The sequence below is a fragment of the Novipirellula herctigrandis genome (assembly GCA_007859835.1).
GTDB classification, from domain to species: Bacteria; Planctomycetota; Planctomycetia; order Pirellulales; family Pirellulaceae; genus Novipirellula_A; species Novipirellula_A herctigrandis.
This window is the reverse complement of the sequence record SJPJ01000001.1, coordinates 4,168,568-4,192,676: the sequence shown is the minus strand read 5'-3', so window position 1 is coordinate 4,192,676 and position 24,109 is coordinate 4,168,568. Positions and strand designations below refer to the sequence as shown.

Genomic DNA, 24,109 nt, shown 5'->3' with positions numbered 1-24,109 from the left:
AATCAGGTCGTCAAGGTTCACAAGCGATGAGGTTATGCGGAAACGAGTCTCGCTGTTGGGCAGGGTGATTTTGAGGCTGTATGAGGTCTTGGGATGGCCTCGCAAGTCCATTCGGCACGACGGGAGTACCAAGTTTCCATTGACTGATCAATCGCAGCACGCCTGGCATTAAGCGAGATGTCGTGCAACTGACCTCGTTGGAGATCAAGTTCTGCGATACGCATTGCTGCGGCTGTGATGTCGCCACAGGGCAATAGAATGCCTGTTTTGTTTCGTACCAATTGTTGGCGAATCGACGGTTGGTCAAAGCCAATGATAGGCAAGCCGGCCGCGTAACCTTGCCAAATCGCATTGAACACTTTTGCGGTTGTCTCCGTTTTCGGATCACTGCCAAGCGGAGTGATGAGCATCGCATCGTAGTCGTTAAGCCGAGCAACGACTTGTTGATTATTTGCGTAACGGTCTTCCGCTAAATTCTGTAGCGGCGCGTTCAATCGGACCGAGTTGGTCAGGCCAAGTTTAGCGATTTGATACTGAAGTTCGGATTTTTGAAGACCATCGCCATAGATGTCTAAGGTGACATTCGCACCGTTGGATCGGGCTTGACGAATGATCGCGATCGCATGACCAAGGCCATTTTGGCGTTCCAGGGGAATACTCGAAACAAGCCGCAGAGATGAAATCAGCGAGTCACCACTCAGACGCTTCCTCAGGCTTGCTTCGTCTAAAACGTCCGCGGTCGAGATCACAGGAGCTGGAAACAGTTTTGCATTTCGAGTGAACCCAGTATATTGACGCATTGATTGCTCACTGTCGAAGAGGCTCAAATCGGCGTGGCGAGCCACTTTAACGCAATCGCGAAAGAGTCGATGGCGACGAAAGCGGAAATGATGATGCCTGAATCGTGATTTGCTAGGCAAGGGTTGAACAACAGGTGCTGCGGTACTATGTAAGAACACCGTCGGTATTGATTCGTCCAATACCTGACAAAAACCATTCGCAAAATTTGGGTCCATGCCCTCATCAATCTGGGCCTGCAACACGGAACAGTTTCGGCCTAAATCGGCCACGGTCTTGACCCAGCTTTGCAATTCCTTAGTCGTACTGCTTTGGTCACATGCGTTCGCGTTGAAGGCAGGAATAAGGCAAATGTCTTCTGCGGCGGCATTGAATCGCTCGACGGAACTCGGGGGCACGCAACTCTCGCAACAAGAGGGAAAGGCCGGGGCAACAATCGTTATTCTTCCATATTGGCCTTCGAGCGAATCCCGTAAAAGCCGTAATGACCGTGCCCATGCCGTCGGAAGCAGCGTTTCGCTACCGCGGCGAAAGATGGGGATGTTTGTGGGGATTAGGTACATCGCGTATCAGTCAAACTGCAATTACAAATGGAATATTCTGACAGTGCTCTTTGGCTAACTCCGGTCGGTCCGAATCCACGAACGCTCAGGGCGAAACAGGAACCTCGTATACAGCGGAAGCTTGCGAAAAGCATAGGCCGGAATGCCTAGCAGCATACGAAATGTCGCATTGCCAGGCCGATGTTGACACCAAGCGGCGATTAAACTGACACTGGCTGCCGCTAAGCTGATCGCCAAAATTGCCATGGGCCAAATGTTTAATGTTGTCAAGTAAACCACCAGGTTAAAACTGCTGACCACGAGTGAAGCGGCGACAAGCAGTGACAGTGGGACGATCATCAAATCGAGCGCTGCGACGACGGTGTACCATCGCGGGGCTCGCATCCAACTGCCGATCAGCCTTGGCAGTTGCGAAGTCGCCAATTGCAGATGCCCATGTTCCCAACGACGATGCTGAGTATCAGCCGCTTTGGTTGACGTTGGGAACATTGCCACCAACTTCGCATCAGGACAGAACCCGACCGGCCGGCCCGCCAAAACCATGTCAAATGTCCAACGCATGTCTTCGACCAAATGGCCGCCGGGGCCCGTCAAACGGCTAACTAAATCCCTTGGAAACGCCATTCCAGAACCAAATAGAGTGCAAGCACCTCCGAGTCGCGACACACCGAGGGGACGCACATGATTTTTGATCGTGAAGGCAAATTCTAACAAAACGCGGCTTGCAGTCGCTGGCAAGTGCGCCGGTTGTCGCATCATGTAACTTGCTTGAGCGGGCCGACCAGTACGCGCGACCTGTGATGCCAAATGATCGATCGCATCCGCGTCGACTTGGCAATCGGCATCAACAATCATAACAACGCGATTTGCGGTGTTGGCATCTTCTTGCGTTTCCGCATCGAGCACATCAAATGCGCACCGCAATGCATAGTCCTTTCCACGGTTGGCATCATCGAACCGTTCGAGCAGATATAACTGCACCGGCGACTCATTTGATTTAGCAAGCTTTCGGGCGATGCTTGCGGTGGCATCGGTGCAATTATCTGCGACCACATAAACCCGATCGTCATCACGAAGTGACGCGAACAGCGAATTCAGAGAGCTCGCCAAACCTTCTTGTTCGTTATGCGCCGGAACCACCACATCGACACTTGGGCGAGATGCTTTTTCGTCTTTTTTTAGCCGGTCGCCACTGCGTCGAATTCCACTGCGTCGAATGCGGCTGTGTGATGGCGAAATGGCCCCGAGCAAACATTCGAGTGATAATAGGCATAGTGGCACTGAAATCGCAATCGTCGCGATCCAAGCCAAAATACCCATTAGAAGCTGAATGTTCGTCATGAAAGTCCAATAAATCTCAAGGTGTACGTACGTAGCTATCAAAAGCGTATTTAGGTCGAAATAACCGCACCTAGGAAGCGTGCATCGAAGTCAATTAGGTCGTTGATCAAATTCGTCGATTCCAATGATGCGGCATCACGCTCGAGCGAGACCACGACTACGGCGTCGGCGCCCGCTGAAACCAAACTTGCCACCGACGGGTCTTGGGAGCTAACCCCACCGATTAGGACATAGCGATAGGCACGGATGCTTGCCGACAATTCGTCCCAAACTTGGTTGCTCATCGCATTGCATAGCAGTGACGGATCATTGATGATCAGGCGGTCCACCGGGCCGGTGGTTCCATGTTCCAAAGTCTGTTCTTGAACTTGTTCGGTAGTATGTTCACCAGGAAGCGGAACCAAGCCGGTTTTGCCAATGGTTTCGACAATCAAAACGCGACTGCCTTCCTCGGCCAATTGACTCGCCGCACCGTAGAGCATTCCTGTTGGACAAGGCTGTCGTCCAGTGGATACCAATGCAATGGACGAACCCACGGGCAAATTCAAACGCTGGATTCTCGATGCCAATACTCGCGAGGTCGTTCCGCCCGTGAATCGACTCGCGGACTTACGATCGATGCGGCCAATAATGGGCAAACCATGCTTGCTCGCCAAACGTTCGTACTTGCTCGGTGTGATGCGGAATAATTCAATCAAAAAACCGGGGATCAGCAGCAGAAGTGATCCGGCGCCAAAGCCGGCGACCAACATTTTCTTCTGGTTATTTTTTACCGAATGCATCGACGGGTAGGCTTCGCTGTTGACGGTCAATGTATGTCCATCCGTTGCCAAGAGTTGTTTGATGGCATCGGTTTCTTGCCGCAAAATTTGGCGTTGTTGGTTAAACCCATCCATTTCGTCTTTGAAATCTCGGATTTTCGGTGTCACATCGACCAATCTCTCGTACTCGGCTTCCATATATTTCAAGTGAGCACTGAAGTCTCGCAGTTCATTTTCTGCGATCGCCAATGCTTGCTGTTTGTTTTCCAACTTGTCAGCAAGTCTCGCTAAGTACTTCGCCCGAGCAGATGAGGCAAGGTAGTCGTTGGAGTCCATCTTATCGCGAATTTTTGAAATCGATCCTTCAAGCCGATTGATCGTCTCGTCGCCATTTGACTCGAGCGTTAGAAGTTCTACTTGGCTTTCGACTTCTTGGACTTCTGCCTGAGTGACAAGGTCGCGTGCGAGCAGCGTCTTGAGACGTTGGAGTTCGCTTTGCTTGGCTGATAGTTTTACCCGAGCGGCCTCACGCTGGCGATGATCAACCAACTTGTCTTGCAAGATCGCGTGCCGGGAAGTATCGATACTTTGCTTGACTTCCTCGTCAAGCAGGTCCTGCTCATCCCTGGGGATATTTCCGCCGCGTGCCTCCACGATTGTTTGCTTTATGTCATCGATCGTTTCACGAAGCAGGTTGCATACGATTGTGCGGTGTGCGACCAAGCCGTTGGTTGCCGCTCGGTCGTTTTCGTTCGCTTTGAACTGCGCTTCTAAATCATGAGTATTATACTTCTTGCACAATGCATCGTATTTCTGTTCGGCTTCCTTTTCCTGGTCCTCTAACGCATCGGTGCGCAGCTTGAATTGTGCGAGGTGTTTTTCGATGGCCACATCGCGTATCTCTCGGGACTGTTCGCTGACGAGGACAAGCAATTCATTTAGGATCGCTTTCACCTTCTCTGGTGATTCACCTTGCATTTCGATCATCATATCACTCGAGCCTTGATAGGCTTCGACGGTGATTGAATCGGCCGTCGCTGACTCATCCCCTTGAATATCAAACTCTTTGTGCAGAGTGCGGATGGTTTGAGGCGAATCGACATAGCGGGTGTAGTCAACGGTGGATGGAGCCACAAGAAATGGAAAGCCTACTGAACTCGGTTCCAATCGAAGTTGGCCCGTGAAATAGTAGGTGTCTTTCGCGAAATGTGTTGCGACATACCATGCCATTGCTAACCCTATCACCGTCGCGAGAATCACCCACTTGATCGACCGACGCATGAACTGGCTGAACAAATCTGAATCCATCGCGCCGCCATGTCGCGAAGACTGTGCGTGGTATGAGCGACTCAATGCATTTTGAATAGCATCACTTGAATGCTCGTTTACATTGGGGGGGATACTTAACATAAGCTTGGTTTCCTTTTCATCCTACCAATAAGCGTGTCGAACACGAAAATTCCGCATTCCGATTCGCTAGCCGCCGGGCGATGAAAGTGCTGTTAACTCAGTGTTGTAGGAATTTAATTCAATAGGAAAATAGCGTTGAGGGACACAAATTTGGTTGTGAAAACTTCCTGCTTACCGAGTACTATCATTCGGGTTAGATTCGATAGAAGCAAATCAGTTGAACCCCTTTTTGTCAAAGGTTTGATCAGCGGCGTTTGGAAGACTCTGTGCTTTTCCATTCGCATCGAAAGAGGGCAAGGGGCGGCCAAACAATTGAACTCGTTTTGGCGCTGTTTCGGTTAGCCCGCGCGCGTACCCTAGCAGACCAGCGATCAGGCCAATATTCAATAGAAAAACAAAACTAAATTCCGAAGCGAGCCATACTGTCAGCAAGATTACCGATGTGCCTAAGACAGCGGAGAATGATGCGACCGTAAAGAATTCGGTTTCACCCTTTAGTTGTCCCGCATATCGTCCAAATATCACGAAGAGCCAAACAAGCATAATAAAGAAAGTGGTGGTTCCCACCACTCCCGTATTTAGGTAATGCAGTAAGTATTGGTTGTCGATCGAACCAAATAGACGTCGTAGGTCAGGGTGGATATAGCTGATGTGTTTGGCGGACGTTCCCCAGGAGCCAAACCCAAGCCAGCCCGCATCTGCAATCGCTTCTTGATAGACCGGGAACAGCAAGTAACGATGTCGGCTTCCAGAATAGACGTACGTCTTTCCTTGGATTTCAATTTCTCGGATGTCATTAGATGACTCGACTGATTCACCCATTTCAACCAGTGATGGTAACATGACCGCAGCCATTGCTATTGCAATAATTCCCGTGTAGACGATGGGAATTCGAATGGGGCGATAGTAGTAGAACGCGAAGCCACCAATCACACTCAAAAAAACCATAAATGGTCCTCGGGAAAGCGTTGCACCGACTCCTGCCGCCACCATAAACGGAGCCAGAAGCCAAAACTTAGAGCACCCCTGATAAATTGCCTGATAAGTTCGCGTGAATACCCAAGGCGAGCTTATCGCCAAAAAGAGTCCCGCACTGATTGGATGGCTAAATGGCCCCTCGGCTCGGGTCAACCCAAAACGCTGTCCCGATTGGCTCTGAAGAGAACCTTGGTGTTGTAACACGGCGTTCCATACATTGAGACCAGTCACGCATTCGAAAACGAAAGCCATAGCCAAAAGGGTTGTTAGCGCCGCAGCAATTGGAATCAGCTCGCGCAGGTCCTCGGGACCAGTCACCATCAATCGACCAAGAACGTAGGGGGAGACCCACAAGAACGCCAATTTTGCCACCGTGGTTGGACCGAGCGAATCGTTGTAAGCGATGCTAATCGCCGACGATGCCATCAATGCCAACGGTACTAAGTCAAACCAACTGAAGACCGGAAATTTGAAGCGGGATGGACGTAAAAAGATGACCACCACCGCCAATCCTGCGACGACGGTTTGGCTATTGATTTCAGTTGCCCCCACGTACCGACAAATCCAAGGAGGCACCAGCATCGTCAGTGCCCACCCGACGCGCGCGGCTTGACCGGGCGACGAAATCGTCGCGATCGCCAGCATAAACGCAGCGACCATACCGGATATAACTAAAATCATGCCACAAAAACCTGCGAAAAACGATGGTGACTGAAGCTTGGGGCCGCTAGCGAAATCCTCGGAAAATGTGGATTCCTGTTCGTCCCTGCTCAATCTAGCAACGCATTCCTCGTCGCTTTTCAACTTTCAACACGCGATCCCCACCATGCAAATTCATCATGATATTTAAGCGAAAATTATCCCGAATCACCGAGTTGGGGGGCGATGAAAAAGTCGAAACTTGATGTAACTTTAGTCACCTCGAGGATGGGATTAAAGGACATAACGATCAGATGTCCCTAATTGGTCTGATGAAATGACTTGTAACCCTACAATGGCGGTTGGTCGCGCCTTGGAGCCCCAAATGACACGTCTTTCGACAGATAGGCCTAGACGTGGCACGTTGGTCTAGTAGTCTCGTGCCATTCTTTCATCAGGTATCTGACCCCGTACTTTTGCAGCGTTTGGAATCGACTTCGACACGTGTTTTCACATTATTTCAACCTGTTTTTCTCGCGGATACGCAACAGTCCGGCGACTTTCGCTTCGCTGACAACGGTTGGTCTCTTTGGTGCTAGCCTCATCCTGAGACTTGGTAGCAACCTCGTGCTTTCGCGCTTGGTCATACCCGATGTGTTCGGATTGATGGCACTTGTGACGATTGCGATTATCGGACTTGTTTTGCTTTCCGATGTTGGACTCGCCCCAGCGGTGGTGCATCACGAAAAAGGGGACGACCCCGATTTTTTGCGGACCGCATGGACCGCTCAAGCGGCCCGAGGTGTGTTGATATGGGGCGCGTGCTGGATCGCCGCCCCAGCGGTCGCGTGGTTCTATGGCGAACCGATGCTCACGATTCTGATTCCGATTGTCGGCATGAGTGTGGCAATCGAAGGCTTCTCGTCGACCGGCGTGATGACCGCACAGCGTCGGCTAAAACCGACGGCGATGATTAGTTACAACGTCTTGAGCCAACTGCTTGGGACGATCATTACTTGCACAATCGCTTGGTTCTATCCCAATATTTGGGCGCTAGTGATAGGCACCCTGGCGGGTTCGTTGCTGCGAGCAATAAGCAGTTATCTACTACCTAGTGTGATCAAGCACCGATTCCGATGGCATCGTGAATATGCGTGGGAACTATTTCATTTTGGCAAGTGGATTTTCGTTTGTACGGCCGCCGGTTTTTTCGCGATGCAGATTGATCGTATCGTTTTGGGAAAACTCGGCAGCCTTGAAGTACTCGGCCTGTATAGCATCGCCGCGACGATCGCAATTTTGCCCGTCAACTTAATCACCCACATCGGCGACTATGTGTTGTTCCCACTGCTTGCGAAAATGGCTCGCGAAACGCGCGAGACACTACGTCTCGAATTGGCTCCGGCACGAGGCCGTATTCTGGGTTTTGGATTGATTCTCAATACGGGGGTCTTTGCGACTGCACCGTTGTTGTTCGACCATCTCTATGGTGCGGAATACCAAAGCGCTGGTGCTTTGTGCCAATGGCTTGTCCTGTCGACTTGGATTGGCATCTTGGTGACAGTGTCGGTTCAAACACTGAAAGCAGTCGGGGATGTCCAGTCGATGGCATTTGGGAAGATCCTTCGCTTTCTTGCAACCATCCCGCTTAGCATTGCGGGCTTTCATTATTACGGTTTGGAAGGGTTTATTGCCGGTTTTACACTCGGCTGTGTTCCTGAGCATGCGTTAATCGCATGGCAACTATGGAAGCAAGGTCTCTTTTTGCCGGTCCAAGAGATTGGTTACACGTTGGCATCGATCGCCTCAGTGATCGCGATTTATTACTTCGGGACGTCATTCTGGGCGATTGCAGCGTTAGTGGTTCTGATCAGTGCGTTGACCCTTTTCGCTGTCTACCATAGCGAGGGGCGAGGAAAACGAGAGGTAGCAACCGCGTCCTAGAAGTGGCAAGCAACTATCGTCGCGAAGTCGCCCGGATCACCATTTCGCGGCTAAATTGCTTTTTCGCTAGTCCGAGTGTCATCCAGTGATATCGCTTGCAACCATCGGTAAGTCGCAACTCGATCGATGCATCGAAACCTGCATCACGGAACCAGTCCCTCACAAGCCTAGGTGTCGTAAAATGCAGGCCTGTTTGATTGTAAGTCCACGGACTCTCAAAGCCCGTTTGCGATTTCATCGATTTCGAGGTGTCGGGATAATTCCACCAGCAGTCAAAGTTTGGAACTGTCGCGACGATCGATCCGCCATCGGTGAGGCAGCGATCAAGCCACTCTAAAAGTCCAACCGGATCTTCGAGTCGTTCGAGCATATGGGCGACACAAATCACATCAAACGATTTTTCGTGAAGTTCCTTTTTTGCCTCGCTCCAAGAAGCCGATGTGACTTTGACACCGATCGATTCGGCCGACGCTGATACGATACTGTCGAGAGGAATCCCGGTGACATTGTGGCCCGATTTCACGAGGGCGTGTTCGGCGTCGGATCCGCTCGCACCGAGCCATAGCATCTCGCGCGCCGCACCGTCCGACGGTTCTAAGAACACTTCCTCTTCGGTTTCATCAAAGTTTTTATCCCAAGTAGGCGATGCTAAAGCGGTGAACGGTTCGAGCAATTTTTGGGGTGTTTTTTTTCCGTCTGCGGTTTCGATCAATGCTTTGATTTGCGCATCAAACAAAGCTCGTCTCAATCCAATTCGTTGTTTGTGAAAACGGTTTGCGAGATGAGGAAACAAGAAGTCGTCGATATGGCTGACAGGAATCACTCGACGAAGCCCGCATTCTTCGAACAGTTGCGTCGACGCCCTTTCGATCAATTGGAAGACTCGAGTGGGCGAAAAAATATCGCAAAAATGCGGTGACGCCATCGCGCAATCTAGATGTTTTTGAGTAAACATTAGCACGGCCGCTTGCAGATTGGTTAGCTCAGCGAAAACCCAATCGCCGAATCGCGTGGGACTAAATGGATCCCACGAAAAATTGCGATGAACGGTATCGATATGAACCGAACCATCGGGCCAATGCTCCCAGCGTAAAAAGCCAGGCATGGTTTTTTCGTCGCATTGGTTGGACGCTTCCACAAATGCCCGCACATGGCGTTCTTCGATCGGCGTGTCGTCTTCAAGACCGATATAGACATCGTATTGACCCGCCTTTTCCGCGAACAAGCGGCGTGGCAACAGTGGCATGTACAGCGGTCCTTCGTCGGGAACGCCGATCCGGACCTCCACATCGCTACCAAAATCTTTTGGGCGATCGCAGAACAAGACGATATCCTTATCGATTGAAATGCTTCGCAAATCGCTCAGTACTCGTTCGAGATAGTGATCGTTGGCGGTGCCGTAGTTGACGATGCCGACCAGCAGTTTCATCTGTTTCTCGTTCATCTATCAAGCCGAGTCCGCCGGAAGCATTTTTGCTGGCACGCCAACGGCGGTTGATCCTTCAGGCACGTCCGTGATCACCACCGCGTTCGCGCCGATTTTTGCGTGGTCGCCAATCGTGATACCGCCGAGGATCTTCGCTCCGGTGCCGATATCAACATGCCCGCCAATTTTAGGTGCGCCTGAGGGCCCATTTCCGATGGTCACACACGAAGCGATCCAACAATTGACTCCAAGTGTTGCATCGGGGTGAATGACCACGCCCGTTGGGTGAGCCAAAATTAGCCCCCCCTCAATTTTGCAGTTCACTGGAATGTCGGTTGCCGTGATGACTGACCAAAGGTGATGCGAGGCAATCGTCAAGTGTCGCCGCAGCCAAGCGATCGGCCCATGTTTGTCTTGGAGTCGTTGGAATTGGCGAATCGAGCGAAGCAGTCGCCGAGGCGGATCATAGAAGCTTGTTGGCCGTTCACGTTCCCAATCAGCAACCGAAGCCGAGATAGATGGAATAAAGTCAGAAGTGTGCGTCAAGGCCGAGCCTCTTCCTGTGGCGAAGCAGAAACCGATCGGCTTCTGAGCTTAGTTCAAGCGCGGCCGTTTTCAAGTCGTTTCAATTCGTGCCTTGGCCGTCTTTCTTGTCCATCCGCGCTATGCTATCCGAGCAATGAAGCTATCCGAGCAATGAAGCTATCCGAGCAATGAAATCAGAATCCCAGCGGCGACCGCGGAGCCGATAACGCCGGCGACGTTTGGCCCCATCGCATGCATCAGCAACAAGTTTTGGCGATTGTATTGCGCACCGACGACCTGGGACACGCGTGCTGCCATCGGAACCGCCGAAACGCCGGCCGAGCCGATCAGAGGATTGATACGACCACCCGATACTTTGTTCATGATTTTTGCCATGAGAACGCCGGCCGCTGTGCCGACCATAAACGCGGCGCAGCCAAGTACCACAATCATCAGCGTACGTGGGTTCAAAAACGCATCGGCGGATAGCTTCGTTCCCACCGCCAAACCGAGGGCGATGGTGACAAGGTTGATCAATTCGTTCTGAGCCGTCTTGGACAATCGCTCGGTTACACCGCTTTCTCGCAGGAGATTGCCGAACATCAACATGCCGATCAGGGGTAACGCGTCGGGAAGTGCCAGCAGGCAAAGCAGAATGACGACGATGGGAAACAGGATTTTTGCATTTTTGCTGACCGGTCGTCGCTGTTCCATCATGATTTTCCGCTCGTCGTCATTGGTGAGCAGCTTCATGATCGGCGGCTGAATAATTGGGACCAAAGCCATGTAGCTATAGGCAGCCACAGCGATGGCACCGAGTAAATCGGGGGCCAACTTGCTTGCCACGTAGATTGATGTCGGCCCATCGGCGCCACCGATGATCGCGATCGCACCGGCCTCTTGCATCGTAAACAAACCAACCGAAGCGGCGACCAAGAATGTACCGAAGATGCCGAACTGGGCTGCCGCTCCAAGCAATGCACTCCATGGGTTGGCGAGCAGCGGGCCGAAATCGGTTAGGGCTCCGACCCCGAGAAAGATCAATAGTGGAAAGATTCCTGTCGTGATCCCATAGAAAAAAAAGTAATAGAGCAGGCCGCCGTCGTTACCAACCGGACTGGCCGGAGTCACCATGTTGGCACCGATGCAATTGACGAAGATACATCCCATTGCAATCGGAACCAAAAGCAACGGCTCGAAGCCCTTTGCAATCCCGAGATAGATCAGCACCAAAGCGACGCCGACCATCAAGTAGTTTCCAAAGCTCCAACCGATCTGTGCCACGCCGCTGGAATTCCAAAGCTTGCTCAATCCGCTGCTCAGCATCGATCCAAGGCCTTCGCTTTCGGCGATGCGTTTTGGTCGTGGCACCGAGGAATAGCCACGGGCCTGATAAAGTGAATCGAGGCGATATTGAAATTCATTTGCTACGGATTTTCCTTGGTTCGGAATCACCATTACGAGTGATCCGCTCGGCTTCATCATTCCCTTGCTCTCGACCGTATGAGTAAACAACGGGAACTCAAAGGGCACGGCATCATCGACATCAATTTCTTGGAGGTCCTGACCGGTTGCTTCTGCAAAAGCATCGAAAATGGGTTTCCAAAGTTCGCCATCTTGGGACGGTTGCGTGGGATCAAGGTCGCGTATGCTCGGCACGCGAAATTGCGGATCGCCCATCGCGTTCAGTTCGTGGATCAGATCGCATGCCAAGGAATAGTCGCCGGGAAGGTAGATGAGGCTATAACTATCACTCGGCTGAAGCATTTCGTTTGGTACGAGTGGTGCACTCGGCGCGAAATCGGCCGCTTGCAGCACGGTTGACCATAACAAGACGAAGAAAATCGAGATGGGGCGCATGATGTTCTTTTGCGATACGAGTTTTTTGAAGGGCATGGTTTTCGATAGTCCCTTCGCTTCGAAAAATCGAGCTCTGGGCGGTGTGGACTTCGCTAAGGAATTTAGCGAAGCGTGTACAACGTATCGCCCACTGCGATGGCATCCCCTTCCTTTACATGTATCGCCGCGATCGTGCCGGACTTGGGAGCGACAACTTCGGTTTCCATTTTCATTGCCTCAAGCGTCATCACCGTTTCGTCGGTGGCCACACTGTCGCCGACACCTTTGACCAATTTAATGACGTTACCGGCAAGGGTTGCCTTAACCGCTTCGCCGGTGGACCCGGATGCGGCAGCAGGTGCTTGTGCCGCGTTGGAGGCGACGGGCGAGGCGTTTGTAACGGCGCCGCCTTCGCTAACGGTGACCTCGAATGCGCTGCCGTCAACGGTTACGGTGTAGTTGCGAGGCCCACTTTTCGCGGCGGGGCTGGCTGCGGCGACGGCAGGTGCGGCTGGTTTTTCGGCAGCAGCGGCTTGCGGGTCCTTGCCTAGGTTCTTAGGTCCTTCACTGCGAGTCTTGAAGAACTTCGGTGCAACCTGAGGAAACAGTGCGTTGGTCAGTACGTCTTCGTCGGAGCCATTGAATCCTTCTAGCGACTCCGCCTCGCCTTTCAGCTTGTCCCATTCATTGTCAAGTAAATCGGCGGGGCGGCACGTGATGGGATCCTTGCCAGTTTGTGCTTGAGCGATTTTGACAACCTCAGGGTTGTATTCGCCACTGGTCTTGCCGTAGTAGCCAAGCATCAAGTCCGCAAATTCGCCGGTCAACTTTTTGTACTTGCCCATCATCACGTTGAAGACCGCTTGCGTCCCAACGATCTGAGACGATGGCGTCACGAGTGGCGGATAGCCGGCGTCTTTTTTGACTCTCGGCACTTCTTCGAGGACCTCGTCTAACCGGTCGCCGGCGCCTTGTGCCTTGAGTTGGCTTTCCATGTTCGAGAGCATGCCGCCGGGGATCTGGCTTTGGAAAATATCGGTCTTCACGCCCGTGAATTTGGTGTAGAACTCGCTGTAGCGACCCTTCACTTTTTGGAAATGCTTGTTCGCACGGGCAACTGCGGCCAAATCAATGTTCGTGGTGTATCCGGTTCCCTCAAGCATCTCGACAAAACTTTCAGTCGGGTTGTGGCCTGTGCCCAAGCTCATCGCACTGAGGCTCGTATCGACTTGGTCACATCCCGCTTCAATCGCTTTCATCAGAGAGACCATCGTCACACCGGTAGTGGCATGAACGTGCAAGTGGACCGCCATTTCGTCGCCGCAAGCCTGTTTGATCGCTTTCACTAAATCATAGGCTGCTTGCGGTTTGATCAGTGCAGCCATGTCCTTGATACAGATCGAATCCGCTCCCAATTCTTGGAGCCGCATCGATAGTTCAGCGTACTTCGCATTTGTGTGGACCGGGCTGACGGTGTAGCTGATGCATCCTTGGGCGTGCTTGCCTGTTTTCCTGACCGCGTCCATTGCCCGCTTCAGGTTCCGAGGGTCATTCAGTGCGTCGAAGACACGGAACACATCCATCCCGTTTTCAGCAGCCTTATCGACGAAGCGGTCGACTGTGTCATCGGCATAGTGTCGATAGCCAAGTAAGTTCTGGGCGCGAAGCAGCATCTGTGTTTTGGTATTCTTCAAATGCTCTTTGAAAGTACGAAGCCGTTCCCAGGGATCCTCATTAAGAAACCGGATGCAACTGTCGAAAGTGGCGCCACCCCAACACTCCAATGACCAATAGCCCGCTTGATCCAAATCGTGCAGGGCCGGGACCATATCCTCCATCGCCATGCGGGTAGCCATCAAACTTTGATGTGCGTCGCGAAGAATGACATCGGTAACTTGAATAACTTTGTCGGACATCGAGTGTGAATCCTATGGTGAGGGGAGCCTACGGTGGTCGAGCTAGCTGCGACGGTCAGCTTCGAATGCAGTGACTGCTGCTTGAATGACTGCGACAACCTGCTTGTCGGACCTCTGTGGGGATGACAGAGTATCGCCGGCAGAAACCGGCTGCTTTTCCGATGGTGGAAAAAGATGCGTGATCAACTCAATCGCCCCAACCAGTACGGACAGGAAAACGTAGACGCCTGTCATCCCGATAAACGCAATCATCAATTGTTCCATCTTTCCTGCCTCGCAAGAGCTTGTTTGATCATGCCTTGGTGGAGTGTCCGCCCGGGGTAACCCCGGAACAGCAAGCGTCACCATTGACGTTTCTTACAGAACTATGTTAACCCGCAATCTGCTGCAGGTATACAAGGCTGGTAATCTCGTCGTTAGCGATTTCCTATGTCTCTCAGGTTGTCGTTGAGCTGGGTTATTGTCGTTGGTGGGCTGACGAAGAGTGACGAATTGCGAATCAGCGGGTAACGTCCGGTCTTGCCAGAAGGTTTTTGGCATCGGTGGACTGGGGCCGAGCGATGCTCGTTTAGGCAGCAGGTTGCATCGCGTCGTCCGTTTCCTGGCGGAGGGAGGGCGTTTCCAGGCGTAGAGAGAACGCTCGCGTGGCCCAAAACGCACTGAACGTGCGATCAAGCTATGCTCGTTCGGACCCGAGGGGGCTATGTGGTGACTGCCTTGGAAGTTTTGGTCGGACGTCCTTGGGTTGCCGAAATTCGCCAGTCAACCAAATGAATTTCTACTTTGCGGAAGCCGCGGAATTCGTTGATCACTGGGCGATAAGCGATTTCGATCGGGCCCTTGATTTCGTTCAGGACCTCGCACCAATCACCCGCTCCAAACGCAACGCCTCGGACGGTTTTAGTCCCTTGTTTCAACTTGACGCTTAAGTGACGGTCGCCGCCGCCCATGCGTCTTGCTGGTTCATCAAGTTCGATCCCACCGCAAAATAAAATTGGACGAGGATTGCCGGCACCGAATGGCGCCAGCATTTCGATATGCTTGGCTGTTTCGAGATTCAACTGACCAAGCGACGCTTCGGCGTCAATCACAATCTCCGGTTCAACTTGCCGTTCTTGCCATTGGCGAGCGACCGCTTCGCAAAAGTCTCCGCGAAAGGAATCGATTTGGTCTTCGAGAATCGTTAGCCCGGCGGCGGCTTTGTGGCCTCCGAAGCGAACCAAGCGCTCGCTGCATTCGCTAAGCGCTTCGTGCAAATTGATATCCGTTCCGCCTGCGCGGCCCGATCCGACCGCTTCGGGTTTACCGGTGGAGTCGAGCGATAGGATGAACACGGGCTTGGCATACTTTTCCGCCAACCGGCCAGCGACGACACCGATTACCCCGGCGTGCCAACCGACACCGGCGAGTACCAACGCCGCGTCGTTGGTTGGGTCGAATTCTTCTTTGGCTTGCTTTTGTGCCGCAAGCGTGACGCTCCGCTGCAACGTGTCGCGATCGCTATTGAGCGAGTGGATGTACTGGGCTAGCGACACCGCACGCTCTCCGCCAGGCGTGGTCAATAGCTCCACGGCCAATTGGGCTTGGCCGAGTCGTCCAGCGGCGTTCAGTCGTGGTGCTAGGGTGAACGCGATACTGTCCGAAGTGATGGATGCGGATTGGTCTAACTTGGTGACTTTCATCAACTCCGCCAAGCCTGGCAGTGGTGTGGCTTGGAGCGTTTTTAATCCGTGCTCGACCAACACGCGATTTTCGTCCAGCAGTGGAACGACGTCAGCGACCGTTCCGATTGCCGCCAGCGATAGTGATTGCATTAGGTAGCGGCGCATCGGATCGGTGACTTTGTCGCTACCGCAAACTTGTTGGCACAATGCCCAAGCCAATTTGAACGCGACACCCGCACCGCAAAGTTCGCCGAACGGATAGGTGGTGCCAGGAAGCCGCGGGTGGACGATCGCATCGGCGCAAGGAAGGTCACCGTCAATCGTATGGTGATCGGTGATGATGAGCTTGATGTCTAAATCACGACAAAGCTTTGCATGTTCGCGGCTGGTGATTCCGCAGTCGACCGAGATGATGAGTTTCTTGCCACGATCGGCGAGCTTGCGAATTGCCTCCTCACCGAGTCCGTAGCCATCTTCGAGTCGGTTGGGGACGTGATAGCTAACATCGGCTCCCATCAATCGCAGTCCGTTGACCAGAATCGCTGTGCCGGTCATGCCATCGGCGTCGTAGTCGCCATAGATCGTGATGGGCTGTTTCGCTTCAATTGCCGGTGCGATGATCTTCGTTGCTTCGACAACCCCTGGCAGTTCACGGGGGTCGCGAAGGTTGGTCAGCTTCGTCGACATGAACGCAGCAGCGTCGTCGGCAAGATAGATGCCGCGGCTTACCAATAATTGAGCGACGACGGCTGGTAAGCGGGCGGTGCGCACGAGTTGATCGACGCGCGAGCCATCATGAGGAATGATCCGCCATCGACGCTGCATCCATGAACTCCGTGAAAGAAAAGAGAGGCGGTAACGATGCCGACACCATTGCAACAGGCGTGCTCGCAAAAGGCGTCATCGACTCCGCAGACGCTATCGCCAAGAGCGGTGACCGGAAGCCACTGTTTCGAACTACTTCTTCTTTTCGGTGTGCCAAGTGTGCTTGCGCAGTCGAGGACTGTACTTCTTTAAACGGAGCTTTTCGCCCCCCGGTTTACGTTGAAGCGTGTAGTTGTAGTCTTGGGTTTCTTCGCATACCAAGAAAATGGTTTCTGCTTTTTTCTTACTTCGGCCGGCCATCGGAATCTGCTCTCTAAGCTTATTGGTGCACTAAACGTGTGTTCATTTCGGGGTGTTTGCCCTTTCGGGCAACCCGCGATTATGACAGGGGACAAGCGGTTTCGGCAAGCCTCTTTTGTCTTGCTTTGCCCTACTTGGCGGCTTTTTCGATTTGCGGGAATCGCCAAAGGTCGCCCGTTGGCTTGTGAACCGAATTGGTTAATCGCCATCCATCACCGCTTCTTTGATCGCTGTGACAATGTGGCGCCGGCTGCTTGCCGTGGCCGTCACGCGGTTAACGTCGAGGCCGAGTGTCTGGGCGATTCGCATCGCTAAATCGACATCTCGAATCCCTTGGTATTGGTTTGTCAGTTGGTTTTTTACGTAAATTGTCTGGCTGTTACTTTGGAAGCCTGATTCATAGTTGTCGGTCAATTCTTCGATCCAACGTTGAGGAACGCGGCGTTCACGGCAGTGTTGAACGCTCCAAATGTCGTCGCCGGTGCATTCCGACAGGAGTGCCAGGGCGCGGTGCCGGGCGATTTCAATCATGAGACGGTTTCCTGCAATGCTTTCCGTGAACTGATGTGTCGTCGAGTAATTGGTCGATCTTGGCAGCCATGACAAAGTCATTTTCGCTAAGCCCGCCAATCGCGTGAGTCGTCCATTCGACCTGAAGGTAGCGATAGCCGGTTAAGTGGAGATTCGGATGATGCTGTTGGGACTCCGCTATGCTCGCGATCTCCCGAATCTGTTCGATTGCTTTTGCGAAGGTTTTGCAGTTGATCTTGCGCTGAATCGATTTCCCGTCTTCGGACAAACCCCAGTGTGAGAAAGACTGGATCATGGTGTCGATCGACGGGCGATCCAACGGCGGTACCCCGCCTTCACAGGGGACGCACTTGGATTTTGCCAAATTGGATTTCGCCAAATGATTCGCTGCTTTGTTTGCTGGCTCGTTCATATCCGTTTTGATCGTTTGTGGTTCGTTTGATCGTCTGCGGGGGCTAGATCGATCGTTTACGCGTGCCAAATGAAGCGGTTCCTTGAGAATCTTACAAAAAAGTGTGCCAAAGGGGATGGTTTGCCGTTGACGACTCGCACCGGATTGGCGACATTCTCCCGCTTCGCAACACTACTGCTTGCGATAAAAATAAGTGGGAGAGCTTGCCGCCGAGGCAAATCGAAAGCGTCTTTCGGTTTTACTCGGGACAGAGTGAGACTCGCCAAACCACCCGACAACCACCTAAGTCGTGACCAGATATGGGAAAAAAATCAAAGCGTTACCGCGCGGCACTCGAGAAGCAGCCCGCTAAGCTCCTGCCCCTCCAAGAGGCAGTCGAGACGCTAAAGAAATACGATGCGACCAAATTTGACCAAACGGTCGAAATTCACATGCGTTTGGGCGTTGATCCAAATCAAGCGGACCAGATCATCCGCGGCAGCATTGTTTTGCCTAACGGAATTGGCAAGACCCAACGAGTGGTTGTGTTCGCCAAAGGCGACGCAGCGAAAGCCGCCGAAGAAGCTGGTGCGGACGAAGTTGGCCAAGAAGACCTGGCGAAGAAGATCAAAGACGGCTGGACGGACTTTGATGTCTGTATCGCCGCTCCCGACATGATGGGCCAAGTGGGGCCACTTGGTCGTGTCCTTGGTCCTCGCGGTTTGATGCCGAGTCCCCGAGCGGGAACCGTTACACCGGACGTCGCAAAGGTCGTTGGTGAATACAAGGCTGGTAAGGTTGAATTCCGCAACGACAAGGGCGGAAACGTCCATGCAATGGTCGGCAAATTGAGCTTCGACGCTCCGAAGCTAACTGAAAACATCACTGCATTCCTTGATTTCGTCATCGGAATGAAACCCAATACGGTCAAGGGCACCTACGTCAAGGGCGTTGCCATTTGTGCGACGATGAGCCCAAGTGTAAGGATCGCGTTGTAAAGAGGCTGGCTTGGTCATCCACGGGTGGCCATGCACGTAGTCAATCGAAGTGATTCCCAAACACCCAAATCGATCGCACCTAAGTGAACTTATACGATGAGTAAATTTGTCAAAGAATTGGTAACACGCGACATTCAGCGTGAACTAGAAGGCGTCGAAGACGCTGTGCTAGTCAACTATGTCGGTTTGGACGCCAATGCCACCAACGAACTTCGCGGCGAATTGGATGCGAAACAAATTCGCATGCTAGTCGTCAAAAATTCTCTCGCGCGACGAGCGATTAAGGGCTCTTCGTTGGCACCTGCATTTGAAGATGCCAAGGGCCAAGTCGCAATCTGTTGGGGGGCGAGTGATTTCGTCTCTCTAGTAAAAGAGGTCGTTCGTCTTGATAAGGACAGCGAGAAGTACGAGGAATTCTCCGCCAATGGCGGGGTCATGGACGGCGAGAAGCTTGATGCGGCGAAGCTAAAGGAAGTTAGCAAATGGCCAAGCCGCGAAGAACAAATCTCGATGCTGGTGGGCCAGATCCTTGGACCTGGAGCTCAGTTGTCGGCTGCACTGCTCGGGCCCGGTAAGAAGCTCAACAGTCAAATTAAGAAAATTTCAGAAGGCGACGAGTAGTTGCTCTTTTGTTAAGCGTTACGTAGCAAATCACCAACTGTTTTTGAGGTATTAGAAATGTCCGAAGAAGGCACTGCAGTCGCAGAATTCAGCGCCGATGCGAAAGAACTCGGCGACAAGATCGCCAACATGACCCTGAAGCAAGCCAAAGAGCTTAGCGACTACCTGAAGGACGTGCATGGCATCGAGCCAGCCGCCGGTGGTGGCGTTGTGATGGCTGCTGCTGGTGATGGTGCCGGTGGGGCTGATGCGGTTGAGCAAACCGAATTCGACGTTGTCTTGACCGGTTTCGGCGATAAGAAGTTGAACGTTGTGAAGGTTGTTAAGAACCTGACCGGTGCTTCGCTGATGGAAGCCAAGAAGATGGTCGAAGGCTGTCCAGCCACCTTGAAGGAAGCCGTATCGAAGGAAGATGCGGAGAAGGTTAAGGCCGAAGTCGAAGAAGCAGGCGGTACCGTTGAACTGAAATAGTTCGAACGCGTGATAGCCACTCCTTTCCATACACAAAAGCCCTGGTGTTTTTCACCAGGGCTTTTTGTCGTGTTTGTATAGGATTCGAGGGGGAGGCGGTTGGACACTTGATGTGATTTGCGACTGTGCGCGGCTCTGTGGTATTTGCGGCTCCGTGGTATTTGCGGCTCCGTCGAAACCCAGAATGCCGGCGCCAACAAAGTCGAGCGTTTTTACAACAATCCGGTTAACGGCCCATCGCCGCAATAGTCCGGATTGCCGAATTTCTTTTCTGGGTAGCCCATCGCTTCGGTGATGCTCAGCAACAATCGGTTGTGGGCGACTCGGTCGAACTTCATCGCTCGGCCCATGTCCCATCCCAAGCCGCTACCGACCATCACGAAAGGAATGTTGTCGCGAGTGTGCGAGTTTCCTTTGCCAAGCTCGTTTGTCCACACGATCGTGGTGTTGTCCAGAAGTGATCCGCTGCCACCGGGCTCGGGTACTTCACTAAGCCGCTTGGCCAAGTAGGCGACTTGCTCGGCGTACCACGTGTTAATCTTGATCAACTCCTCGTAGGCCTTTTCGTTGCTATCGGGTTCATGCGACAAACCGTGGTGTCCTTCATCGATGCCAAGCCATTTCATTCTTGCGTTTCCGACGCTATTGGTGATCTGGTAAGTGGCGATCCGAGAGAAGTCGGACGCGAAACTGTTGACCAATAGTTCGATCTGCATTTTTGCAATCTGAGGCATATTGTCGTTTTCGGTTTCCACGTTCGGTGGCATTTCAGGAACAGCGTGGCCGAGGTCAGTCGTTTGGGACTCTTCAGCCTTCTGGGATTGGGCCAATTCAGTCTTCAGTTCTTTTTCAACCGCTCGGACCATCTCGACATGTTCTTTGAGAATGTGACAATCTTCGCTGCTAATCAGATTTTCTACTCGCTTGAAGTCTTCGCTCAAATCATCCAATACGCTCGCAAGCAATTGGCGGTTTTTTGCTTGCCCGTACAGTTTGTCAAACATCTGATACGGATCGCTAATTGGTGCCATCGGTTGATTGGCACCTGCATACGACATGCGTGTCCATGTGTCCGCACGATCCGGTACCATCACGCCGAACTCAAGCGAACCGAATCGCGTTTGTTTTTCTGGGTCGCTTTGAAATTTGTTTTTCAAATGTTGGTCAATCGAAATTCCCATCGACCATCCGGCGGGCGTGTCCGATCCGCCTTGGATATCGCCAGGGAACAACTCTACACCTGTCAACAGGCAGCCGATTCCTCGCATGTGCCCATCGCCATCCCCTTGGATTTTGTTGCACACGCCATGCAGGGTCATCAGTTGATCTTTGAAACTGGCGAGCGGCTCGAGGATTCGCTTGACGTCAAAATCGCGTCCTTGGTTGTCGGGCCAGAAATGCTTTGGGATCACGCCGTTGGGGCTAAACAGGAAAACGATCCGTTGCTTGCGTGATTGCGATGCGGCCCAGCCAAGGCTAGGCAATCCGAATAGGAATTGCCCTGCTGCATAGCCAACGCCGAGTTTCTTCAAAAAGTCGCGTCTTGATGGGGGCTGTGGATTCATGATCACTTCAATGCTTCGGATTCAACATTTAACGGGTTAGATGTTCAAGCTTCTTCTTGAGTCTTTAACGGTTCCGTCGCCGCAGTCGCTGCGATTGCGACAAGGAGGTCTCGGACCTTAAAGCCGCTGTTTCGGAATTTATCTGTGAGGCGGTCCAACGTATCGCTGCCATAGGCGGTGACAGGTTGTTTGACAAAGTATTCGAAAGCCGCTTCGACAAAGGCCTTGTGGCAATCATCGCTTTTGGCCAAGTAATTTGCCAAGTCCGACGCACCTTCAAAGGTGACCGTTTTGCTGTCGCGCGTCAAGTAATTTCCGCTGGCATTGACCGGACGATCATTCTCTGTCTCTCGCCAACGACCGACTGCATCGAAGTTTTCGAGGGTAAAACCAAGGGCATTAATTCGTTCGTGACATACTTGGCAATTTACGTCCTCGGTCTGCAACGAGACCCGTTCTCGAGTCGTCAATTGCGGATGCAAGTCAGGGTTAAGTGGGGCGAAAGCGGCATTCGGCGGGCGTAGGGTTCGGCCCAAAATGTAGCGGTTCAAAAACACGCCGCGGTGGATCGGTGATGTCGTTTTGTAGTACGAAAGTGAGCTCATCACTAGCGGATGGTTCAGCACTCCCATGCGGACTTTCGCATCGCTGACACTTCGCCTTAGTGGTGGCCCTTCGGCTTCAACCGGTTTCCATGCATCGCCATAGAAGGTAGCCAAGCGGTCCGTCGTGAAGGTCCAATCCGCTATGAAAAATTGACGAAAATCACTCGTTTCGCTCCATACGACCTCATCTACAAACGCATTGAACGAAGCTCGTAAGTCGCTGACGACGGCTTGATCGAACCCGGGATAGGCTTCGCTGTCTTTGGGGATTTCATCGGTCCCGCCAACGTGGAACCAATGGTACAGGAACGATCGCATTTTGCCTTGCGTGCGGTAGTCGCTCACCATACTCCAAGCCGTTTGGTTGGCCTGTGCTTCGGTTGCAAGTTCGTCCTTTTGGATTTTCGCTAAGAGCCAATCATCGACAGGAAGCGAATCATAAAGAACCAATGCCAAGCGGTTTGCGACGCGTCGTGAAGCAGTTTGATTCGAATCGAGCGTTGGGTAAAGGAACCGCGGTGACTTAAGGGCCAACAAGCAAACGCGGCGAATCGCTTCCCTATCATCCTCGGTCGCGTCGACTTGTTCATCGATGTAGAGCTTGCGAGCGATCTCATCAAGCGAGCCCCGAAAGGCGGTCTCGGCTAGCTCACCGAGAAACGTCCTTAGCTTCGCACGATTCTCGTTGGAATCCTTTTTGTGTTTTTGTTGATACAGTGGCCAAAGTTCATCTCCCGCGAATTGTGAAAACTCAACCGCTGCTTGCGTGGTTGAGTCGTCCCAAATGCGGCTGATTTGAGTGCCCCGTTCGTAGCCATAGCTACTGTCATCCGGAGGCAACTTTGTCTGTAACGAAAACGCTGGCGGAAAACTGGTGGCTAACAAATTACGCTGCGGGATAACCTCTTCTACACCTCCTGGTGGAACCCAGCAAAACGAAACCAACGCAGGCGGTTGGTCCGTTTTTCGTTCTCTTTGGATAAACGAAAGTTCAAACGGGTAGCCTCGGCCTGCGGTCAAACGAATCCGTTTGCGAAACTCAGTACGTCCTTCCGATTGAACATGGTTGTCGATCAACTTTCGCTGAGTGTGGCCAAAATCGAGCGTGCAAGAACAGGTGCTGCGAAGTACAAGCTCGTAATCACCGGTGCGGTCTGCTTTCAGGGTTCCGGTCCAGTGGATATAGAATGATTCAGGTTCGATTCCCTCTCCTGGGCTGTCGTGACCGAAATCAAAATCAATCACCGAGTCGACTCGCTCGATTTTCCTTTTCTTGTCATTCCACCTGTCCCCATCAAAATAGATCGCATTGACGCCATGGTCTTCGTGAGCCCAAGTGTTCCCAGCAAAGGAACCGTAAAGGTCGGCCAAACTTTGACGCAGTTGTTCACCGGTCAATCGAGCCAAAGCAAGTTTGGGAGGGCGGTTCCGTAGCCGGGCGGCTTCGCCGTAAAACGCGTGATGGATGTAACGGGCAACGGCAACCGCATCTTCGCCCACGCAAAGATCGGGATCCTGTTCGGGCATCGTGTCGCTAATGACCTCAGCCAACTCTCCTATCGACGCATCGCCAATGAGAGCGGCGGCGTATTCACTTTGAACTCCCTCGCCCTGTTCCCCATGGCACTCCGCGCAGCCCTGGGAATAGATCTTGGTTCCCAATCCAAACTCGGTGTCCTCAGCACAGACCGAATAGGACGGTATCAGGATCAAGGCCAACAAGAGTGTTGATGACAGACTGAAAAGCGGTCGAGCGGAAGGGAGCAACATCGGTGCTTTTTCGTGGCAGCGCGATTCCAGAAGACCAAGTGTCGGCAAGGTAGGAATGACGCTAATGGGGAGGGATGCTTGGAAGGTAAACCGTAATCAATAGTAGCACCTTGACAATAAAAGGAAATGGACAAGGCGTACCCCCCCAATTGTATTAGGAAAGCTCGATCAAAAGTGTTCCCAGGACCTTTGAAATGCACAATCGAGGACGCATTGGGTTGAGTTTGC

Annotated in this window: 19 protein-coding genes; 4 read left to right on the top strand and 15 right to left on the bottom strand. The window is 52.5% G+C overall.

Going from position 1 to position 24,109, the window contains the following annotated elements; all coding sequences use genetic code 11:
* Positions 1 to 32 precede the first annotated feature (32 nt).
* The 4 genes from CA13_RS15575 to CA13_RS15560 all read right to left on the bottom strand — a co-directional run bounded on the left by CA13_RS15575 (position 33) and on the right by CA13_RS15560 (position 6,532).
* A complete protein-coding gene (locus CA13_RS15575) occupies positions 33 to 1,196 on the bottom strand; it encodes a glycosyltransferase (protein ID WP_419194410.1) in 1,164 nt (387 codons plus the stop codon).
* Between the two features lie 219 nt (positions 1,197 to 1,415).
* On the bottom strand, positions 1,416 to 2,702 hold the full coding sequence (locus CA13_RS15570) for a glycosyltransferase family 2 protein (protein ID WP_146398117.1): 1,287 nt from the start codon (positions 2,700 to 2,702) through the stop codon (positions 1,416 to 1,418).
* Positions 2,703 to 2,752: 50 nt separating this feature from the next.
* Entirely contained in the window at positions 2,753 to 4,873 is a 2,121-nt protein-coding gene (locus CA13_RS15565; protein WP_146398116.1) for a coiled-coil domain-containing protein, read from the bottom strand.
* Between the two features lie 213 nt (positions 4,874 to 5,086).
* Positions 5,087 to 6,532 (bottom strand): O-antigen ligase family protein, encoded by a 1,446-nt coding sequence (locus CA13_RS15560; RefSeq protein WP_146398114.1) that lies wholly within the window; start codon positions 6,530 to 6,532, stop codon positions 5,087 to 5,089.
* A gap of 462 nt (positions 6,533 to 6,994) precedes the next feature.
* On the opposite strand from CA13_RS15560, the gene CA13_RS15555 reads away from it, so the two are divergent.
* Positions 6,995 to 8,434, top strand: a complete 1,440-nt coding sequence (locus tag CA13_RS15555) for an oligosaccharide flippase family protein (protein WP_419194409.1) — start codon at positions 6,995 to 6,997, stop codon at positions 8,432 to 8,434.
* Between the two features lie 13 nt (positions 8,435 to 8,447).
* On the opposite strand, the gene CA13_RS15550 is transcribed toward CA13_RS15555, so the two are convergent.
* The 9 genes from CA13_RS15550 to CA13_RS15510 all read right to left on the bottom strand — a co-directional run bounded on the left by CA13_RS15550 (position 8,448) and on the right by CA13_RS15510 (position 17,872).
* Positions 8,448 to 9,878: a class I SAM-dependent methyltransferase gene (locus tag CA13_RS15550; RefSeq protein WP_146398110.1), complete on the bottom strand. Its 1,431-nt coding sequence runs from the start codon at positions 9,876 to 9,878 to the stop codon at positions 8,448 to 8,450.
* Positions 9,879 to 9,881: 3 nt separating this feature from the next.
* Positions 9,882 to 10,406 (bottom strand): serine acetyltransferase, encoded by a 525-nt coding sequence (locus tag CA13_RS15545; protein ID WP_419194408.1) that lies wholly within the window; start codon positions 10,404 to 10,406, stop codon positions 9,882 to 9,884.
* Between the two features lie 156 nt (positions 10,407 to 10,562).
* Positions 10,563 to 12,281, bottom strand: a complete 1,719-nt coding sequence (locus CA13_RS15540) for a sodium ion-translocating decarboxylase subunit beta (protein WP_473087464.1) — start codon at positions 12,279 to 12,281, stop codon at positions 10,563 to 10,565.
* Positions 12,282 to 12,346: 65 nt separating this feature from the next.
* The gene (locus CA13_RS15535) at positions 12,347 to 14,140 is read right to left on the bottom strand and encodes a methylmalonyl-CoA carboxytransferase subunit 5S (protein WP_146398108.1); all 1,794 of its coding nucleotides are present in this window, start codon (positions 14,138 to 14,140) and stop codon (positions 12,347 to 12,349) included.
* A gap of 42 nt (positions 14,141 to 14,182) precedes the next feature.
* A complete protein-coding gene (locus CA13_RS15530; RefSeq protein WP_419194407.1) occupies positions 14,183 to 14,392 on the bottom strand; it encodes an OadG family protein in 210 nt (69 codons plus the stop codon).
* 449 nt (positions 14,393 to 14,841) lie between these two features.
* Complete coding sequence (gene recJ, locus CA13_RS15525) at positions 14,842 to 16,629, bottom strand: single-stranded-DNA-specific exonuclease RecJ (RefSeq protein WP_146398104.1); 1,788 nt, start codon at positions 16,627 to 16,629, stop codon at positions 14,842 to 14,844.
* A 132-nt stretch (positions 16,630 to 16,761) separates the two neighbouring features.
* The gene (gene rpmG, locus CA13_RS15520; RefSeq protein ID WP_146398102.1) at positions 16,762 to 16,929 is read right to left on the bottom strand and encodes a 50S ribosomal protein L33; all 168 of its coding nucleotides are present in this window, start codon (positions 16,927 to 16,929) and stop codon (positions 16,762 to 16,764) included.
* 198 nt (positions 16,930 to 17,127) lie between these two features.
* Complete coding sequence (locus CA13_RS15515; RefSeq protein WP_419194406.1) at positions 17,128 to 17,460, bottom strand: hypothetical protein; 333 nt, start codon at positions 17,458 to 17,460, stop codon at positions 17,128 to 17,130.
* Positions 17,453 to 17,872, bottom strand: a complete 420-nt coding sequence (locus tag CA13_RS15510) for a 4a-hydroxytetrahydrobiopterin dehydratase (RefSeq protein ID WP_146398100.1) — start codon at positions 17,870 to 17,872, stop codon at positions 17,453 to 17,455. The genes CA13_RS15515 and CA13_RS15510 overlap by 8 nt, the downstream gene beginning before the upstream one ends.
* A gap of 299 nt (positions 17,873 to 18,171) precedes the next feature.
* On the opposite strand from CA13_RS15510, the gene rplA reads away from it, so the two are divergent.
* From rplA to rplL, 3 genes are all read left to right on the top strand, one after another.
* A complete protein-coding gene (gene rplA, locus CA13_RS15505; RefSeq protein WP_146398098.1) occupies positions 18,172 to 18,849 on the top strand; it encodes a 50S ribosomal protein L1 in 678 nt (225 codons plus the stop codon).
* 96 nt (positions 18,850 to 18,945) lie between these two features.
* Positions 18,946 to 19,470 carry a 50S ribosomal protein L10 gene (gene rplJ / locus CA13_RS15500; RefSeq protein WP_146398096.1) on the top strand — a complete coding sequence of 175 codons (525 nt, stop codon included), beginning with the start codon at positions 18,946 to 18,948 and terminating at the stop codon, positions 19,468 to 19,470.
* A 57-nt stretch (positions 19,471 to 19,527) separates the two neighbouring features.
* The gene (rplL, locus tag CA13_RS15495; RefSeq protein WP_146398094.1) at positions 19,528 to 19,941 is read left to right on the top strand and encodes a 50S ribosomal protein L7/L12; all 414 of its coding nucleotides are present in this window, start codon (positions 19,528 to 19,530) and stop codon (positions 19,939 to 19,941) included.
* Positions 19,942 to 20,153: 212 nt separating this feature from the next.
* Here the strand turns inward: rplL and CA13_RS15490 are convergent, their stop codons facing one another.
* Positions 20,154 to 21,506 (bottom strand): DUF1552 domain-containing protein, encoded by a 1,353-nt coding sequence (locus tag CA13_RS15490; RefSeq protein ID WP_146398092.1) that lies wholly within the window; start codon positions 21,504 to 21,506, stop codon positions 20,154 to 20,156.
* 44 nt (positions 21,507 to 21,550) lie between these two features.
* Positions 21,551 to 23,881, bottom strand: a complete 2,331-nt coding sequence (locus tag CA13_RS15485; protein ID WP_146398090.1) for a DUF1588 domain-containing protein — start codon at positions 23,879 to 23,881, stop codon at positions 21,551 to 21,553.
* Between the last annotated feature and the right edge of the window lie 228 nt (positions 23,882 to 24,109).

What these genes read in the sequence shown, in the direction of transcription:
- CA13_RS15515 (WP_419194406.1), bottom strand. Translation starts at nt 17,460, where the DNA reads ATGATTGAAATCGCCCGGCACCGCGCCCTGGCACTCCTGTCGGAATGC.
- CA13_RS15565 (WP_146398116.1), bottom strand. Translation starts at nt 4,873, where the DNA reads ATGTTAAGTATCCCCCCCAATGTAAACGAGCATTCAAGTGATGCTATT.
- CA13_RS15560 (WP_146398114.1), bottom strand. Translation starts at nt 6,532, where the DNA reads ATGATTTTAGTTATATCCGGTATGGTCGCTGCGTTTATGCTGGCGATC.
- CA13_RS15535 (WP_146398108.1), bottom strand. Translation starts at nt 14,140, where the DNA reads ATGTCCGACAAAGTTATTCAAGTTACCGATGTCATTCTTCGCGACGCA.
- recJ (WP_146398104.1), bottom strand. Translation starts at nt 16,629, where the DNA reads ATGCAGCGTCGATGGCGGATCATTCCTCATGATGGCTCGCGCGTCGAT.
- rplL (WP_146398094.1), top strand. Translation starts at nt 19,528, where the DNA reads ATGTCCGAAGAAGGCACTGCAGTCGCAGAATTCAGCGCCGATGCGAAA.
- CA13_RS15530 (WP_419194407.1), bottom strand. Translation starts at nt 14,392, where the DNA reads ATGATTGCGTTTATCGGGATGACAGGCGTCTACGTTTTCCTGTCCGTA.
- rplA (WP_146398098.1), top strand. Translation starts at nt 18,172, where the DNA reads ATGGGAAAAAAATCAAAGCGTTACCGCGCGGCACTCGAGAAGCAGCCC.
- rpmG (WP_146398102.1), bottom strand. Translation starts at nt 16,929, where the DNA reads ATGGCCGGCCGAAGTAAGAAAAAAGCAGAAACCATTTTCTTGGTATGC.
- CA13_RS15570 (WP_146398117.1), bottom strand. Translation starts at nt 2,702, where the DNA reads ATGACGAACATTCAGCTTCTAATGGGTATTTTGGCTTGGATCGCGACG.
- CA13_RS15550 (WP_146398110.1), bottom strand. Translation starts at nt 9,878, where the DNA reads ATGAACGAGAAACAGATGAAACTGCTGGTCGGCATCGTCAACTACGGC.
- CA13_RS15510 (WP_146398100.1), bottom strand. Translation starts at nt 17,872, where the DNA reads ATGAACGAGCCAGCAAACAAAGCAGCGAATCATTTGGCGAAATCCAAT.
- CA13_RS15540 (WP_473087464.1), bottom strand. Translation starts at nt 12,281, where the DNA reads ATGCCCTTCAAAAAACTCGTATCGCAAAAGAACATCATGCGCCCCATC.
- rplJ (WP_146398096.1), top strand. Translation starts at nt 18,946, where the DNA reads ATGAGTAAATTTGTCAAAGAATTGGTAACACGCGACATTCAGCGTGAA.
- CA13_RS15490 (WP_146398092.1), bottom strand. Translation starts at nt 21,506, where the DNA reads ATGAATCCACAGCCCCCATCAAGACGCGACTTTTTGAAGAAACTCGGC.
- CA13_RS15485 (WP_146398090.1), bottom strand. Translation starts at nt 23,881, where the DNA reads ATGTTGCTCCCTTCCGCTCGACCGCTTTTCAGTCTGTCATCAACACTC.